14 protein-coding genes and 1 pseudogene are annotated in these 15,515 nt (G+C 71.5%); 3 read left to right on the plus strand and 12 right to left on the minus strand.

The genetic code is table 11. The features are described from left to right. Positions 1 to 2 precede the first annotated feature (2 nt). Positions 3 to 830, minus strand: a complete 828-nt coding sequence (locus ACFWA7_RS21240; RefSeq protein WP_385824547.1) for an enoyl-CoA hydratase family protein — start codon at positions 828 to 830, stop codon at positions 3 to 5. Positions 831 to 1,199: 369 nt separating this feature from the next. Between ACFWA7_RS21240 and ACFWA7_RS21245 the strand changes: the two genes are divergently transcribed. Continuing rightward, positions 1,200 to 1,649: an ATP-binding protein gene (locus tag ACFWA7_RS21245; RefSeq protein WP_385539330.1), complete on the plus strand. Its 450-nt coding sequence runs from the start codon at positions 1,200 to 1,202 to the stop codon at positions 1,647 to 1,649. Here the strand turns inward: ACFWA7_RS21245 and argF are convergent. From argF to ACFWA7_RS21275, 6 genes are all read right to left on the minus strand, one after another. Beyond that, positions 1,609 to 2,640, minus strand: coding sequence for an ornithine carbamoyltransferase (argF, locus tag ACFWA7_RS21250; protein ID WP_385539331.1), 1,032 nt, complete (start codon positions 2,638 to 2,640; stop codon positions 1,609 to 1,611). The genes ACFWA7_RS21245 and argF overlap by 41 nt on opposite strands. 62 nt (positions 2,641 to 2,702) lie before the next feature. Continuing rightward, entirely contained in the window at positions 2,703 to 3,935 is a 1,233-nt protein-coding gene (locus tag ACFWA7_RS21255) for an arginine deiminase (RefSeq protein WP_385539333.1), read from the minus strand. 99 nt (positions 3,936 to 4,034) lie between these two features. After that, on the minus strand, positions 4,035 to 6,767 hold the full coding sequence (locus ACFWA7_RS21260; RefSeq protein ID WP_385824549.1) for a polynucleotide kinase-phosphatase: 2,733 nt from the start codon (positions 6,765 to 6,767) through the stop codon (positions 4,035 to 4,037). Continuing rightward, positions 6,764 to 8,230 (minus strand): 3' terminal RNA ribose 2'-O-methyltransferase Hen1, encoded by a 1,467-nt coding sequence (locus ACFWA7_RS21265; RefSeq protein ID WP_385824551.1) that lies wholly within the window; start codon positions 8,228 to 8,230, stop codon positions 6,764 to 6,766. Before ACFWA7_RS21265 ends, ACFWA7_RS21260 begins: the two co-directional genes overlap by 4 nt. Before the next feature lie 83 nt (positions 8,231 to 8,313). After that, a complete protein-coding gene (gene mmuM / locus ACFWA7_RS21270) occupies positions 8,314 to 9,267 on the minus strand; it encodes a homocysteine S-methyltransferase (protein WP_385824553.1) in 954 nt (317 codons plus the stop codon). 2 nt (positions 9,268 to 9,269) lie between these two features. Next, complete coding sequence (locus ACFWA7_RS21275) at positions 9,270 to 10,199, minus strand: LLM class F420-dependent oxidoreductase (protein ID WP_385824555.1); 930 nt, start codon at positions 10,197 to 10,199, stop codon at positions 9,270 to 9,272. Between the two features lie 248 nt (positions 10,200 to 10,447). Between ACFWA7_RS21275 and ACFWA7_RS21280 the strand changes: the two genes are divergently transcribed. Continuing rightward, on the plus strand, positions 10,448 to 10,678 hold the full coding sequence (locus ACFWA7_RS21280) for a hypothetical protein (protein WP_385824557.1): 231 nt from the start codon (positions 10,448 to 10,450) through the stop codon (positions 10,676 to 10,678). Between the two features lie 26 nt (positions 10,679 to 10,704). On the opposite strand, the gene ACFWA7_RS21285 is transcribed toward ACFWA7_RS21280, so the two are convergent. From ACFWA7_RS21285 to ACFWA7_RS21305, 5 genes and pseudogenes are all read right to left on the minus strand, one after another. Then, on the minus strand, positions 10,705 to 11,196 hold the full coding sequence (locus ACFWA7_RS21285) for a DUF6099 family protein (protein ID WP_385539345.1): 492 nt from the start codon (positions 11,194 to 11,196) through the stop codon (positions 10,705 to 10,707). A 251-nt stretch (positions 11,197 to 11,447) separates the two neighbouring features. Further along, a pseudogene (locus ACFWA7_RS21290) lies at positions 11,448 to 11,768 on the minus strand (nucleotide pyrophosphohydrolase); the annotation flags it as partial. Beyond that, positions 11,765 to 12,889, minus strand: coding sequence for an AAA family ATPase (locus ACFWA7_RS21295; RefSeq protein ID WP_385824559.1), 1,125 nt, complete (start codon positions 12,887 to 12,889; stop codon positions 11,765 to 11,767). The gene ACFWA7_RS21295 and the pseudogene ACFWA7_RS21290, both read right to left, overlap by 4 nt. A 123-nt stretch (positions 12,890 to 13,012) precedes the next feature. After that, positions 13,013 to 13,402, minus strand: a complete 390-nt coding sequence (locus ACFWA7_RS21300) for a cell division protein SepF (RefSeq protein ID WP_371655216.1) — start codon at positions 13,400 to 13,402, stop codon at positions 13,013 to 13,015. Between the two features lie 113 nt (positions 13,403 to 13,515). Beyond that, the gene (locus ACFWA7_RS21305; RefSeq protein WP_385539348.1) at positions 13,516 to 14,424 is read right to left on the minus strand and encodes an ABC transporter substrate-binding protein; all 909 of its coding nucleotides are present in this window, start codon (positions 14,422 to 14,424) and stop codon (positions 13,516 to 13,518) included. 243 nt (positions 14,425 to 14,667) lie between these two features. Here ACFWA7_RS21305 and ACFWA7_RS21310 point away from each other — a divergent pair, with 243 nt between their 5' ends. Beyond that, the gene (locus tag ACFWA7_RS21310; RefSeq protein WP_385539350.1) at positions 14,668 to 15,462 is read left to right on the plus strand and encodes a VOC family protein; all 795 of its coding nucleotides are present in this window, start codon (positions 14,668 to 14,670) and stop codon (positions 15,460 to 15,462) included. Positions 15,463 to 15,515 lie beyond the last annotated feature (53 nt).

Here is a 15,515-nt window from a genome sequence, read left to right on the forward strand (position 1 = left end):
GCTCAGCGCCCCTGCCATTTGGGGGGCCGCTTCTCGGTGAAGGCGGCATGGAACTCGGCATAGTCCTGCCCGTTCATCAGGAGTGCCTGGGTGGCGGCGTCGAGTTCGACGGCGGCGGCGAGCGGCATGTCGAGCTCGGCGGTGAGCAGGGCCTTGGTCTGCGCGTACGCGAGGGCGGGTCCGGCCGCGAGGTGGCGGGCGAGCTCGGCGGCGCGCGCGTCGGCCTGCCCTTCGCCGGTGAGCTCGCTGAGCAGGCCGATCCGTTCGGCTTCGGGGGCGCGGACCGGCTCGCCGAGCATCAGCAGGCGGGTGGCGTGGCCGAGCCCGACGACGCGCGGCAGCAGATAGGCCGCGCCCATGTCGCCGCCGGAGAGGCCGACCTTGGTGAACAGGAAGGAGAACCGGGCGGAGGTATCGGCGATACGGAAGTCGGCGGCCAGCGCCAGGACCGCGCCCGCACCGGCCGCGACGCCGTGGATCGCCGCGATCACCGGGAAGGGGCATTCACGCACGGCCCGTACGACCTGGCCGGTCATCCGGTTGAAGTCGAGCAGCTGGGCGGTGTCCATGGAGAGCGTGGCGCCGATGATCTCGTCGACGTCGCCGCCGGAGCAGAAGCCGCGCCCCTCGCCCGCGAGGACCAGGGCGCGCACGGCCCGCTCCCGGGCGAGCTCGGCGAGCAGATCACGGAGGTCGGCGTAGGCCCCGAAGGTGAGCGCGTTCAGTTTCTCGGGGCGGGCGAGGGTGACGGTGGCCACCCCGTCCACCACGGAAAGCCGCAGGTGGCGCCAGTTTTCGGTGCGGGGTGCGGAGCTGGGGAACGGGCTCATGGAGTGCGGCCTCCTCAGCGGGCTGACAGATGCCTGCACTTCGAAGGTATCACTCATGTGTGACTGTCGTCACGAGTACGCGATATGGAGGGGCGGGCGGGGGCGGGGCCCGTGCACGTACGCCCGGGCGAGCGTGCGACCGGGGTGCGGCGCGGGTATGCCCGCCCGGGCGGCGCCGCCGCCTGGGCGACGGGCGGGGCGAAGGGCGGGGCGAAGGGCCTCCTACGGCGCGCCGCACGTCCCTTTCACCGCCCGCCAGGGACCTCTGTCCGGCCCCTTGCCCCGGTTCGTAAAGTTGAAGGGAGTAGCAGCGCCCCGCGCACCCCCCGCGCCCCGGACGCTTCACGCGACCGAACGGAAACCTCCGCCGTGCCCGACCCCACCGGCGCCGCCCGCGCCCCGACCTCCTGGCGTATCCCGCTCCCCCACACCAACGCCGCCGTCCCCATCGCCCGCGCCCTGATCCGTACCGCGCTGGCGGACATCGACGCCCCCGCCGACAGCGACACCGCCGAACTTCTCACCGCCGAGCTGGTGGCCAACGCCGTCGAGCACACCGCCACCGACCAGCCCATCGAGCTGGTCGTCGAGCTGCTGGAGTCGGGCTGCCAGGTCGAGGTCCACGACCGCTCCCCGCTGCCGCCGGGCGATCTCGGAGCCCCGGAACCCGTCGACGAGCCCGACCCGTGGCAGGAGCACGGCCGGGGCCTGCTGCTGATCCGCACCCTGAGCTCGGCCTGCGGCCACCGCCCCACCGCGCACGGCAAGGCGGTGTGGTTCACGCTGCCGGCGCGTGGGCCCCTGCCGGAGTTCCCGTAAGCGTCGCGACCATGACCGCCTTGATGGTGTGCAGACGGTTCTCCGCCTCGTCGAAGACCACCGAGTGCGCGGATTCGAAGACCTCGTCGGTGACTTCGAGCTCGGCCAGGCCGTACTGCTCGTGGATCTCGCGGGCGACCGCCGTGCCGAGGTCGTGGAAGGCGGGCAGGCAGTGCAGGAACTTGACGTCCGCGTTGCCGGTGGCGCGCAGGACGTCCATGGTCACGGCGTAGGGCGCCAGCGCCTTGATCCGCTCGGCCCAGATCTCCTTGGGCTCGCCCATCGACACCCAGACGTCGGTGGCGACGAAGTCCGCGCCCGCCACACCTTCGGCGATGTCCTCGGTGAGGGTGATCCGGGCCCCGCTGCGCTCGGCGGCCCGGTGCGCGAGGGCGACGACGGCGTCGGCCGGCCAGTACGCCTTCGGGGCCACGATCCGTACGTCCATGCCGAGCAGCGCGCCCGTGACCAGGTAGGAGTTGCCCATGTTGTACCGGGCGTCACCCAGATAGGCGAAAGCCGTCCGCTCAAGGGGCTTGTCGGTGTGCTCGGTCATGGTGAGGACGTCGGCGAGCATCTGGGTGGGGTGCCAGGCGTCGGTGAGGCCGTTGTAGACCGGCACGCCCGCGTGCGCGGCGAGGGTCTCGGCCGTCTCCTGGGCGTCCCCGCGGAACTGGATCGCGTCGAACATCCGGCCGAGCACCCGTGCCGTGTCCCGCGCCGACTCCTTCTTGCCGATGTGCGAGCCGGCCGGGTCGATGTACGTCGTGGAGGCACCCTGGTCGGCGGCCGCCACCTCGAAGGAGCACCTCGTACGCGTCGACGGCTTCTCGAAGATCAGCGCGATGTTCCGCCCGCGCAGCCGCTGGACCTCGCTGCCCGCCTTCTTGGCGGCCTTGAGCTCGGCGGCGAGGTCCACCAGAGCGCGGAACTCCTCGGCGGTGAAGTCCAGCTCCTTGAGGAAGTGGCGGCCTGCGAGGTCTGTCGCCATGGTGACTGCTCCTGGGTGACGGAAGGCGGGAACACTGTAAGTATATGCGATTGAACGCATCACTATACGGCATCGCGTTCCACGGGACAGCTCATGCACCGAGGCCCGCCCCGCCCCCGCCCCAGCTCGCTGCCGGGAATCTCGATCACCTCGATGCCCTGCTTCCGCAGATGCGTGTTGGTGGTGACATTGCGCTCGTACGCCACCACCACGCCCGGCTCTACCGCCAGGACGTTGCAGCCGTCGTCCCACTGCTCGCGCTCCGCCGCGTGCACGTCCTGGGTGGCCATCAGCACCCGGATCCCGTCCAGGCCGAGGGCGGCCGCTATGGCGCGGTGCATGTGCTCCGGCGGGTGATCCGTCACCTTCAGCTCCTGCTCACCGGCGCCCGGCTCGATCGTGTACGAGCGGAGCATGCCGAGCCCGGCGTACTGAGTGAAGGTTTCTCCGTCGACCATCGTCATCACCGTATCGAGGTGCATGAAGGCCCTGCGCTTGGGCATGTCCAGCGCCACGATCGTCCGTGCGGAACCGGCCGCGAAGAGCCCGCGCGCCAGCATCTCCACCGCCTGCGGAGTCGTCCGCTCGCTCATCCCGATCAGCACCGCGCCATTGCCGATCACCAGCACGTCGCCGCCCTCGATGGTCGACGGGTAGTCGCTCTGCCCCTTCGACCAGGTGTGGAACCGCCCGGCCTCGGGGCCCGCGAAGAGCGGATGGTGGCGGTAGATCGCCTCGAAGTGGACCGTCTCGCGCTGCCGGGCGGGCCAGCGCATCGCGTTGATGGACACCCCGTCGTAGATCCAGGCGGAGGTGTCACGGGTGAAGAGGTGGTTGGGCAGCGGGCCCAGCAGGAAGTCGTCCAGGTCCATCGCGTGGAACCGGACGGACACCGGCTCGGCGTGACGCTCCAGGAACTCCCGCTTGGTCATACCGCCCACCAGCGCCTCCGCGAGCTCGGCGGCGGACAGCTCGTCGAAGGCCTCACGCAGATGCCCGGTGGCCAGCGGCCCGTACTCCTTCTCGTCGAAGACCCGGTCCAGTACGAGCCGTCTCGCCTGGGGAATCGCCAGCGACTCGCGCAGCAGATCGCCGAAGAGGTGCACCTCGACCCCGCGGTCACGCAGCACGTCCGCGAAGCCGTCGTGCTCCTGGCGGGCCCGGCGCACCCAGAGCACATCGTCGAAGAGGAGAGCGTCCTTGTTGCTCGGAGTGAGCCGCTTCAGCTCCAGATCGGGCCGGTGCAGGATGACGCGGCGCAGCCGCCCGGTCTCGGAGTCGACATGGAATCCCATGCCCCCATCCTGTCCCGCCCGCAGCCCGCTCACCCGGTGAACCGGCCGCTTCCACCCCGGCCCGTGGGGGCGGAACCGCACGGCTCCGCCCCCACGGCTTCACAGCCTGGGGTCCACCGGCTCCGACTCCAGAGCCAGGACCGCGAAGACCGCCTCGTGGACACGCCACAGCGGCTCGCCCGCCGCCAGCCGGTCCAGCGCCTCCAGGCCCAGCGCGTACTCCCGCAGCGCCAGCGAGCGCTTGTGGCCCAGAGAGCGCTGCCTCAGCCGCTCCAGGTTGTCGGGGCGCACGTACTCCGGACCGTAGATGATCCGCAGATACTCACGTCCGCGCACCTTGATGCCGGGCTGCACGAGGCGCCCCTTGCCGTCCCGGGCCAGCCCCTGGAGCGGCTTGACCACCATGCCCTCGCCGCCCGCACCGGTCAGCTTGAGCCACCAGTCGACACCGGCCCGCACGGACGCCTCGTCGCCGGTGTCGACGACCAGGCGCCGGGTGACCTGGAGCAGACCCGTCGGGTCGTGCTCGACCAGACGGTCCAGCCACCCCAGCTGCTCGTCGTGGGGCACCGCGGCCAGGCTGCGGCCCTGGGCGGCCAGGATCTGGAAGGGCGCGAGCCGCACCCCCTCCAGGCCGTCCGTGGTCCAGCAGTACCGCCGGTACGCGTCGGTGAACGCCTCCGCGTCCCGCGCCCGCTCGCGCTGACGCGCCAGCAGCCCCGCCACGTCGACACCGCGCGCCGCGGCCGCCTCCAGAGCCCCCAGCGCGCCCGGGAAGACCGCCCCGGACGCGGCACCCACCGCCGCGTACTGCGAACGCAGCAGCCCCGAGGCCTTCAGCGACCACGGCATCAGCTCGGCGTCGAACAACAGCCAGTCCGTACCGAGCTCGTCCCACAGCCCGGCCGCGGCCACGGCCGCCCGCAACCGGCCGAGGATCTCCTCGGTGACGGCCGCGTCGTCGAAGAACGGACGACCGGTGCGGGTGTGCAGAGCGCCCGTCGGCCCCTCCACCCCGAACCGCTCGCGCGCCACCTCGGCGTCACGGCACACCAGGGCCACCGCCCGCGAACCCATGTGCTTCTCCTCGCACACGACCCGCGCGACCCCGTCCGCCGCGTACTGCGCGAACGCCTCCGCCGGATGCTCCAGGAACTGCTCGTCGCCGCCGCTGCCGCGGGCCGCCACGCGCGACGTCGCCGTGGGCGCCATCGTCGGCGGCAGATACGCGAGCAGCCGTGGGTCGACGGCGAAACGGCTCATGACTTCGAGCGCGGCCGCCGCGTTCTCCTCGCGCACCGCCACATTGCCCAGCTGCCGGGTCTCCACGACCCGGCGGCCGTGCACATCGGCGAGGTCGAGCGGGCGTCCGTCATGGCCACCGGGCGCCTCGGTGGCCAGCGGACGGACCGGCTCGTACCAGACCCTCTCGGCAGGCACGTCGACGAGCTCGCGCTCCGGCCAGCGCAGCGCGGTCATCCTTCCGCCGAACACCGCACCCGTGTCCAAGCAGATGGTGTTGTTGATCCACGACGTGTTCGGGACGGGCGTGTGGCCGTAGACGACCGCCGCGCGACCCCGGTAGTCCTCGGCCCACGGGTAGCGCACGGGCAGGCCGAACTCGTCGGTCTCGCCGGTCGTCTCCCCGTACAGGGCGTGCGAGCGAACACGCCCCGACGTACGCCCGTGGTACTTCTCGGGCAGACCCGCGTGACAGACGACCAGCTTGCCGCCGTCGAGCACGTAGTGGCTGACGAGCCCGTCGATGAACTCCTTCACCTGTTCCTTGAATCCATCGTCCTCCCTGTCCAACTGCTCGATGGTTTCCGCCAGTCCATGGGTGCGCTGGACCTTCTTGCCACCCAGATAACGTCCGAGCTTGTTCTCATGGTTCCCGGGAACGCACAGAGCGTTACCATCAGCCACCATTTTCATCACGCGCCGCAACACGCCCGGGCTGTCCGGCCCGCGGTCCACGAGGTCACCGACGAAGACCGCCGTACGGCCCTCGGGGTGCGCCCCGTCCGCGTAACCCAGCTTCACCAGCAGCGTCTCCAGCTCGGAGCGGCAGCCGTGGATGTCACCGATGATGTCGAAGGGGCCAGTGAGGTGGGTGAGGTCGTTGTAGCGTCGCTCGATCGCGATCTCGACGCTGTCCACCTCCGCCTCGGAGCGCAGGACATGGACCTTGCGGAACCCCTCGCGCTCCAGGCCGCGCAGCGAACGCCGCAGCTCACGGCGGTGTCGCGCGATGACCTGGCGGGGCATGCCGGCGCGGTCGGGCCGGGCCGCGTTGCGGGCGGCACAGACCTCCTCGGGCAGATCGAGGACGATGGCCACGGGCAGCACATCGTGCTCGCGGGCCAGCTGGACCAGCTGTCTGCGGCTTTCCACCTGCACGCTGGTGGCGTCGACGACGGTCAGTCGCCCGGCCGCGAGCCGCTTGCCCGCGATGTAGTGGAGCACGTCGAACGCGTCGCCGCTGGCGCTCTGGTCGTTCTCGTCGTCGGCCACCAGGCCGCGGCAGAAGTCCGACGAGATGACCTCGGTGGGCTTGAAGTGCCGACGGGCAAAAGTGGACTTGCCCGATCCGGTGGCGCCGACGAGAACGACGAGGGACAGGTCGGGGACGGCGAGCGCGCGCTTGCGGGGCGTGGACGGGGGCTCGGCGTCGGTCCGGGTTCCGGATCCGGATCCGGCTTCGATCCCGATCCCGGTCCCGATCCCGGTCTCCGTGTTCGTCTCGGCACTGGTGTTGGTGGTGGTGCTGTTGCCGGCACTCGTACCGGTGCTGGTACCGGCCCCGGTGTCGGTGTCGTTCTCGGCCCTCATGCGGCGTTCGCCTCCTTCGCGGTCGTGATCGTCTCGAATACAGCCATCTGGGTGGGCGGCCCCACCTCGGCGTCGTCCGGCCCCACGGGCACGAACTCGACCCCGTACCCGTGCCGTTCGGCCACCGAGACGGCCCAGTCGCGGAACTCCGCGCGCGTCCACTCGAACCGGTGGTCGCCATGGCGCACATGCCCGGCCGGGAGCGACTCCCAGCGCACGTTGTACTCGACGTTCGGCGTCGTCACGATCACCGTTCGCGGGCGCGCCGCGCCGAACACCGCGTACTCAAGCGCGGGCAGCCTGGGCAGGTCGAGGTGCTCGATCACCTCGCTGAGCACGGCCGCGTCGTACCCCTTGAGCCGCTTGTCCGTGTACGCGAGCGAGCCCTGCATCAGGGTGATCCGCCCGGCCTGCCGCTCGCCCATCCGCTCCAGGCGCAGCCGCCGCGCGGCGATCGTCAACGCGCGCATCGAGACGTCCACACCCACGATCTCGGTGAACCGCACGTCCTTGAGCAGCTCCTGCACCAACTGGCCCTGACCGCAGCCAAGATCGAGCACCCGGCTCGCCCCGGCGGCGGTCAGCGCCGCCAGGATGGCGTCGCGTCGCTGTACGGCGAGCGGCACGGGCCGGTCCTCGGTGTCGGTCGTCTCGTCCACCGCGTTGTCGAGGGCCTCGACCGCGATGTCATCGGCCTCGGCCAGCCGCACCAGTTCGAGGCGCTCCATCGCCTGCCGGGTCAGCCCCCAGCGCCGGGACAGATAGCGGCTGGTGATCAGCTTCTGCTCGGGGTGGTCGGCCAGCCAGCCGTCACCGGCGCGCAGCAGTTTGTCGACCTCGTCGGGCGCGACCCAGTAGTGCTTGGCGTCGTCGAGCACCGGCAGCAGCACATACAACTGCCGCAGTGCGTCCGCGAGCCGCAGCTCTCCTTCCAGTACGAGCCGTACGTAACGGGACTCGCCCCACTCCGGAAACTCCTCGTCCAGCCCGACGGGCTCCGCCGCCACCGAAGCCCAGCCCAGCGGCCCGAACAGCTTGTGCACGAGGCCGGCGCCGCCGCGCGCGGGCAGCGCGGGTACCTCGATCCGCAGCGGCAGCGGCGCCTCGGCCCGCTCCGGCAGTGCGTTGCACACACCGCGCAGGGCGCTTTTGAAGACGGTGCTCAGCGCGACGGACATCAGCGACGAAGCCGCGTACGGGCGGTCGTTGACGTACTGCGCCAGCGCGGAATCGGGGGCTCCGCCACGGCCCTTGCCCTTGCCCCGCCGCACCAGAGCGACCGGATCCACCTCCAGAAGCAGCGCGGCCGTGCAGCGCTCGGCGGTCGCCTCGGGATAGAGGACGTGCGCGGTGCCGTGCGACGTGGAGAACGCCTGCGCCTTCCCGGGATGCTTGTGCAGCAGAAACCCGAGGTCGGTGGCGGGGCGTTCAGGGGTACCGGTCGTGGTGATTGTCAGGAACACGCATCGAGTATCACCCGGTTTCAACGGCTCCTACCAGGCATTTTCCCCTGAGAGCCGAGGGTGGCCTCAACCTGCCCCGGCCCTCACACCTCTTCCGCCACGAACCCCGCCAGCCGTGCGATCTCCGCCGGCCCCACTCGACAGCAGCCGCCCACCAGACGGGCGCCCGCCCTGCGCCAGGCACTTACACGGGACGGGTCGAACGTGGTGCCGCCCCACCACGACCGGGCCTCCGCGTCCCAGCGCTCCCCGCTGTTGGGGTAGACGACCACCGGCTTGCGGGCGACCGACGCCGCGAGCTCCACGGCACTGTCCGCATCGGCGGGCGTGCAGCAGTTCACACCCACAGCGATCACCTCATCCAGGCCCGCCGCCAGCGCGAACGCCTCCTCCAGCGGCTGTCCCGCCCGGGTCCGCAGCCCCTCCACGCTGTACGAGAGCCACACCGGCACTCCGCACCCCTCGACCGCCCGCAGCAGCGCCTCGGCCTCGTCGGCGTCGGGCACGGTTTCCAGCGCGAGCACGTCCGGCCCGGCCGCCGCCAGCGTCTCGACGCGGGGGCGGTGGAAGCGCTCCAGCTCCTTCACCGTCAGCCCGTACCCGCCGCGGTACTCGCTGCCGTCGGCCAGGAAGGCGCCGTAGGGGCCGATCGAGGCGGCGACCCAGACTTCGGCGTTCTTGGGGGGCTTCCCCTCCCCTCCCCCCACCCCCCTCCCCGCCCCCGCCCTCTCCCCCGCCTTCCTAGCCAGCTCCACGCTCCGGGCGAGCAGGGCCGTCGCCTCGCGGCGGGGCACTCCCCGGTGGGCGAAGCCCTCGTACGTCGCCTGGTAGCTGGAGGTGATCAGTACCTGTGCGCCCGCCCGTACATACGCCTCGTGTGCGGCCTCGATCCGGCTCGGGTCGTCGGCGAGCAGCCGGGCCGACCAGAGCGGGTCGCTCAAGTCGCACCCCTGGGACTCCAGTTGGTTGGAGAGGCCGCCGTCGAGGACCACGGTCCGTTCGGCCAGGGCGTCGGCGAGTGGACGGGCGGGCCGCATGGTCAGGCCCCGTTCAGCTGGGACTGGACCTGGGAGGAGATCAGTTCGAGGTGGTCGAGGTCGTGCAGGTCGAGGACCTGGAGGTAGATCCGGGACGAACCGATCGCCTCGTACGCGCCGATCTTCTCCACTACTTCGGCGGGCGATCCCGCCAGCCCGTTCGCCTTGAGCTCCTCGACCTCCCTTCCGATGGCGGCCGCCCGGCGCGCCACTTCGGCATCGTTCTTTCCTACGCAGACGACCAGCGCGTTGGAGTACACCAGGTCGTCGGCGCCGCGTCCGGCGCTCTGGGCGGCGGCGCGCACCCGGCCGAACTGCCGCTCGCTGTCGGCCAGGGAGGCGAACGGGATGTTGAACTCGTCGGCGTACTGGGCGGCCAGCCGTGGGGTGCGGACCGCGCCGTGGCCGCCGATCAGGACCGGCACCTTGGCCTGCGCGGGCTTGGGGAGCGCGGGCGAGTCGGTGAGCTGGTAGTAGGTGCCGTCGTGGGTGAAGGTCTTGCCGGTCTCCGTGGCCCAGAGGCCGGTGACGATGGCCAGTTGTTCTTCGAGCCGTGCGGACTTCTCCTTCGGGAAGGGGATGCCGTAGGCCTTGTGCTCACCCTCGAACCAGCCAGCGCCCAGGCCGAGTTCGATACGGCCGCCGGACATCTGGTCCACCTGGGCGACCTGGATGGCGAGGACGCCGGGGAGCCGGAAGGTGCCGGCGGTCATCAGTGTGCCGAGGCGGATGCGGCTGGTCTCGCGGGCGAGTCCCGCGAGGGTGATCCAGGCGTCGGTGGGGCCCGGGAGGCCGTCCGCCGAGCCCATCCGCAGGTAGTGGTCGGAGCGAAAGAAGGCGTTGAATCCGAGGGCTTCGGTGGCCTTCGCGACGGCGAGGAGGGTGTCGTAGTCGGCGCCCTGCTGGGGCTCCGTGAAGATTCGAAGATCCATGCATCCATCCTGCACCTTCGAACTGTCGTCAACCCCGCCCTTGCCGCATGCGCGAGGGCTGCCCAGGCAGGTGAAAATCGTCCACCTGACGGGCCGCACGGGCTCTGACCAGTGACTGTCGCGCTGAGTGTTCGTTGGCTCGGGCGGAGCCGGCCCGCCCGGCCCGCGCGTCGGCGGCCGTTGCCGACGCGTCTGTCGAACTGCCACCCCCGCAACCGCGCGGGAGGGCTTGGGCCGAGGAGGCCGCCATGTCCCAGGAAGCTGTGCCGGAACAGGCCGTGCCGCAGGAGCCGGCCGGGCAGTCCGTGCCCGGGCAGCACGGTGCGCCGAAGGGGCTGCTGCAGCAGATGGAGGAGTTGATGGCGGCGCTGAACGCGGATCTGTCGCGGCTCGACGCCGATCTGCAGTCGACCGCCGAGCGTGTGCTGCCGGGTCCGGACGCCGGTGGGCATGTGGAGGGCCGCCCGACGGGCGTGTGAGGGCCGGTGTGGTGACTCCCGTCCGGTCATGACGGCCTCGCCGTCGAGTCGCGCAGCGCGCCGGGCCGTCTTTCCTGCTCGCGTACGGTGAGTCGGCGGAGCATTCCGCGGACCCGGTCGCTCGACTCGTCGGCGGCGTCGATCGCTTCGATGCACTGCCAGTAGAGCCCTTCTTCGTCGGTGGCGCAGGCGACGCCGACGAGGGCCATGCCGACGTCTCCGAGCAGGCCGCCGAGTCCGGTCAGCGTCTGTCTGGCGTCGGTCACTCCGGAGAGCTGGGTGGCGCGGATGCCGCCGATACGCAGTCCGGGGTGGTCGAGGGCGCCGCAGCCGCGGCCGCCGGTCTCGCTGAGGCCGCGTGCTTCGCCCCTGAGTTCCGGTGGCCCGGTGGCCGCCAGGTGGCTTCCGATGGCCTGGGCGAGGGCTTGCGCCTGCCAGGCCTCGGCGACGATCTCCAGCGCCGCGGTGCTTTCCGCGAGCGCTAACCTGCTCACTCCGATGAGCCGTACCGCGTCCATGAGCGGCCCCCGTTCATACGACGATCCGTTTCCCGGTCACTACCTAGAGTGAGCTTCTGAGGCCAGGAAAGCCAGAGCAATCGGGAAATCTGTGGACGAGCAGGGGGTTTTGAATAACTCGGTCACTCCGAAGAGTGACCGTTTGGACTTTCTTCGGGGTTCTGCACAGGGGCGGGACCGGTTTGTACCGGGGTGGGGCGGGTCTGTGCCGGGGCGGGGGCGGTGAGGGGCTGCGGGGCGGGCGGGGCGGTGGGGACGGGGAAGCGGAGCTCGTTGCGGTCGATCTTGGCGGAGAGCGCGGCGAGCGGGTCGATGCCGAGGACTTCGCAGAACTGGAGGAGATAGGCGAGGACGTCGGCCACTTCGTCGGTCACCCGGTGGGCGCGGTCGGGGTCGTGCATGACGCGGTCGGACTGCTCGGGGGTGAGCCACTGGAAGATCTCAAGGAGTTCGGAGGCCTCGACGCTGAGGGCGGAGACGAGGTTCTTGGGGGTGTGGAAGGGCTGCCAGTGGCGCGCGGCCGCGAAGTCGGCCAGTCGGCGCTGGAGTCCCGCTACGTCGGGTTCGGTCACGGCTCCAGGTCTACCACTGCCGCCCCCTGGACTCCTCGGGCGCATCCGGCGTCCGTGACGGTGCCGGCGAGACGGATGTGGCCGCGTCGGCACATCTCGGCGGCCAGTGCGGCCAGTTCGGCGGTCTGGCGCCGGTCGAGGCCGCGGTCGAAGCCGTCGGTGAGGACGGTGAGGGTCTGCATGGCGGACGGGATCTCGGCGACGGTGTCGACGGCCAGCACTCCGGGGCCGGTGAGCAGGACCAGGGCGAGCGCGAGGTAGCGCAGTTCGCCTTCTCCCAGGCGGGCCACGGGCGTGGGTGTCCGTTCGCCGCGGCCCACCATGGCCCGTAACGTCCCGTCGGCCAGTTCTTCGGCGGCGAGCGCGGTGACCGGGCCGGCGCAGCCCGCGCGGGCCGCGGTGACCAGCCGGGCGTGCCGGATGGTGCACTCCTCGGCGGTGCGGGAGAGGATCTCGGCGAGGTTGTCGCAGCCGCGCCGCAGCCGTCCCTGGCCGGGCAGGACGGGTTCGCGCATGCGCTGCGGCTGGGGGTCGCAGGCGAACACGGACCGCAGGGCGACGACCACTTGCTCGGCGGCGGCGAGGACCCGCAGCTGTCCCTCGGTCTTCCCGGCGACGCGCAGCGGCAGCAGGGCGGTGCCGAGCCGGTCGTCGGGGAGCGGGGCGCGGGTGACCGGGACGGCGCCGGCGGTGTGCCAGGCGGCCTGCACGGTGGAGCGGCCGGGGTCGCGCAGGGCGGTGGACAGGAGGGTGTCGCCGTCGCTGGTCAAACGTTCGCCGACGACGCGGAGTTCCGGCTCGGCCTGGACGGCGAGGTCGAGCCGGACGGGTCCGGCGGGCCCGTCGACGGTGCAGCCGATGCGGAACCCGCGCCTGCCCTGGGCGTCCGCCTCGGCGCGTTCCGGTACGCACCCTGCGGGGTCGGGGAACGCCGAGGCGAGGGTGGCGCCGGAGCCGAGCCGGGCCAGTGCCTCGTACGCCTGGAGGACGCTGGACTTGCCGCTGCCGCTCGGTCCCGCCAGGAAGGTGAGCGGGCCGAGCGGGATGATCGCGCCGCGGTGCGACTTGAAGGCGGACAGCCGCAGTTCGGTGACGGTGGGCCGGTCACAGGTTCCGTTCATGGAACGGACCGTACGGGGGCAAAACGTGACGAACCGTTACGCCTCGGATACCTTCGTACGAACGAGGGACGGCTCCGCCATGGGGGACGGCCCTACGCGGCGTTTTCCGCCACGGGAACGGCTCTACGCATGGGGGACGACGGCCTCGGCGATGCCCTCCACCTCCGTGCCGGCGGGCGCGAGGAGGAAGACATTGCGGTCGACCCGGTGCATTCCGCTGCCCAGGCCGAAGACCACTCCGCTGCTGAAGTCGAGTATGCGCTTGGCGACTTCGGTGTCGGCGCCCGTCAGATCGAGCAGGACCGGGGTCTGCGCCATCATGTATTCGGCGACCTCGCGCGCGTCCGCGAAGACCTGGACGCGCAGGACCACGAAGCGGCGCTGTGCGACGGCCGCGTACTCGTTGGGGATGGTGAGGTGGTCGACGCGCGACGGCCACTCGTTGCGACTGCGCAGCGGAACGACCTGGGCGAGCCCCTCCCACTGTTCATCGGTGACGTCGTACCTGCTCACCGGACCACCTCGCCCATGTGCTGTATCTGCATCCGGCCATGATGACGCCGCTCACCCGTTCAGCCCAACTCCGACACGGCTCTGAGCTGTGAAGTTGTCGGCACCGAGGCGTACTAACGTGCGGTACGGGAGTCCACCGCGTCGGCGACCAGGGCGAAGAACCGGGCGTGGGCCCGGGCGCTGCACGGGGTCTCGGGGTTCCACGGCAGCACGCGCGCGCGGCCCTCGATCGCCCGCCAGTGCGCGTCGGCGCGCAGCTGCTCGACGGGGGTGGCGTTCACCCGTACGTCGGACAGGACGATCTCGGCGGGCAGGGCGGCCGCCGCCGCCCAGGTGAGCGTGGTCCAGTTCGCCCCGGTTCCGGCGGGCGGCTCCACCAGGTGGACGCCGTGCTCGGCCAGGGCGCGCAGCTCCGGCCAGGCGCCCGGGCGCGCCACGTGGACCTGGCCGGGCCCGGCGGGCGAGAGGGCGAGTACGCGGGGCGCCACGGGCGGGTCCGTGTCCGCGTACGCGCGCGTGGCGGCCGTCACGGTGCGCAGACGGCGCTGCGCCGCGTCGAGGAGGCGGGCGGCGTCCTCGTGGTGGCGGTCGCCGCCGAGGGCGCGGGCGAGGTCCGCGAAGCGGTCCCTGATCTCGGCCAGGGAGCGCGAGTGCCCGATGTCGATGACGACCACCGGAACGTGTTCCTCCAGGTGTTTGGCGGTCTCGGGGGCGAGGCCGTAGACCTGGCCGCCGCCGTAGCTGACGGCCACCACGAGGTCGGGCGTGCCCTGGAGCAGCACGTCGAGGTCGAGGGTGGCGCCCGCACCCAGGTAGCGCAGCCGGTCCAGGGGCAGCCCGCCGGCCTTGGCGCGGTCGGGTGCGGCCCCGTCGTGGAAGGAGCCGAAGACGGCTCCGGGGCCGACTCCGTGGTCCCAGAGCGTGGCTCCGGCCTGGATGTAGGCGGTCACCCTGGTGGGGACTCCCCTGGCCGTCGCCACCTGCCCGCGGTCGTCCGAGAACTGCCAGACCGGCTTGTCCATGAGGTCACACGCCCCCTGTAGGTCGCTGTGCGCGCCAGCGCCGGGTCACGCTACGCCCGAGTCGTCCCGCCCCGCCAGGATCCGTACCCGATTACCTGCCCGCCGTCCCGGCGCGTCACCCCTTGCGGCGGGCTCCGGTCGTCCGCGCCGGGACGGCGGGTGGGAGCGCTCGGCGCGCGAGGTCGGGGTCGGCTGGCTAGCGTGGCAAGCCGGACCGTCTGTCACACAGGAGAGAGCACAGTCATGGCCGCAGAACCAGAGGGCACTCCGTGCTGGGCCGATGCGATGTTCACCGATGTCGAGGGAGCGAAGAGCTTCTACGGTGACGTGCTGGGCTGGACGTTCGGGGAGGCGTCGTCGGAGTACGGCAACTACACACAGGCGTACGCGAACGGCAAGGCGGTGGCGGCCGTCGTGCCGCCGATGCCGGGCCAGGAGGGCCAGTCGGCGTGGTGTCTCTACCTCGCGTCGCCCGATGTCGCCGCCACCGCGAAGAAGATCAAGGACAGCGGCGGCGAGGTGCTGATGGAGCCGATGCAGGTCGGCGACTTCGGCTCCATGGCGATCGCCCGCGAGCCGAGCGGCGCCGTCTTCGGCGTGTGGCAGGCGGGCAGCCACGAGGGCTTCGAGGCCAAGGGCGTGCACGGCGCGTTCTGCTGGGCCGAGTTCTTCACCCGCGACCCGGCGAAGGTCGACGCGTTCCTGCCCGCGGTGTTCCCGTACGGCGCCAAGCAGATGCAGGACGACGCGGCCGACTTCCGGGTCTTCAGCGTGGGTGACGAGATGGTCATGGGGCGCATGAAGATGACGGAGGAGTTCCCGCCCGAGGTCCCCTCGTACGTGAATGTGTACTTCACGGTCGACAACTGCGACGACGCGGTGGCGAAGGCGACCAAGCGCGGCGGGGTGCTGCGGTTCGGGCCGATGGACACGCCCTACGGGCGGTTCGCGGCGCTCAGCGACCCGCAGGGCGCGTCGTTCTCGGTGATCGACCTGCAGACGACACAGGGCGAGATGCCGCAGATGGCCGACGTGTAGCGAGCGCCGTCGGCCTCGGCGGGTTCCGGGGTGTTCGGGCACGCGCGCGTGCC

The organism is Streptomyces sp. NPDC059994 (assembly GCF_042737755.1).
Lineage (GTDB): Bacteria > Actinomycetota > Actinomycetes > Streptomycetales > Streptomycetaceae > Streptomyces.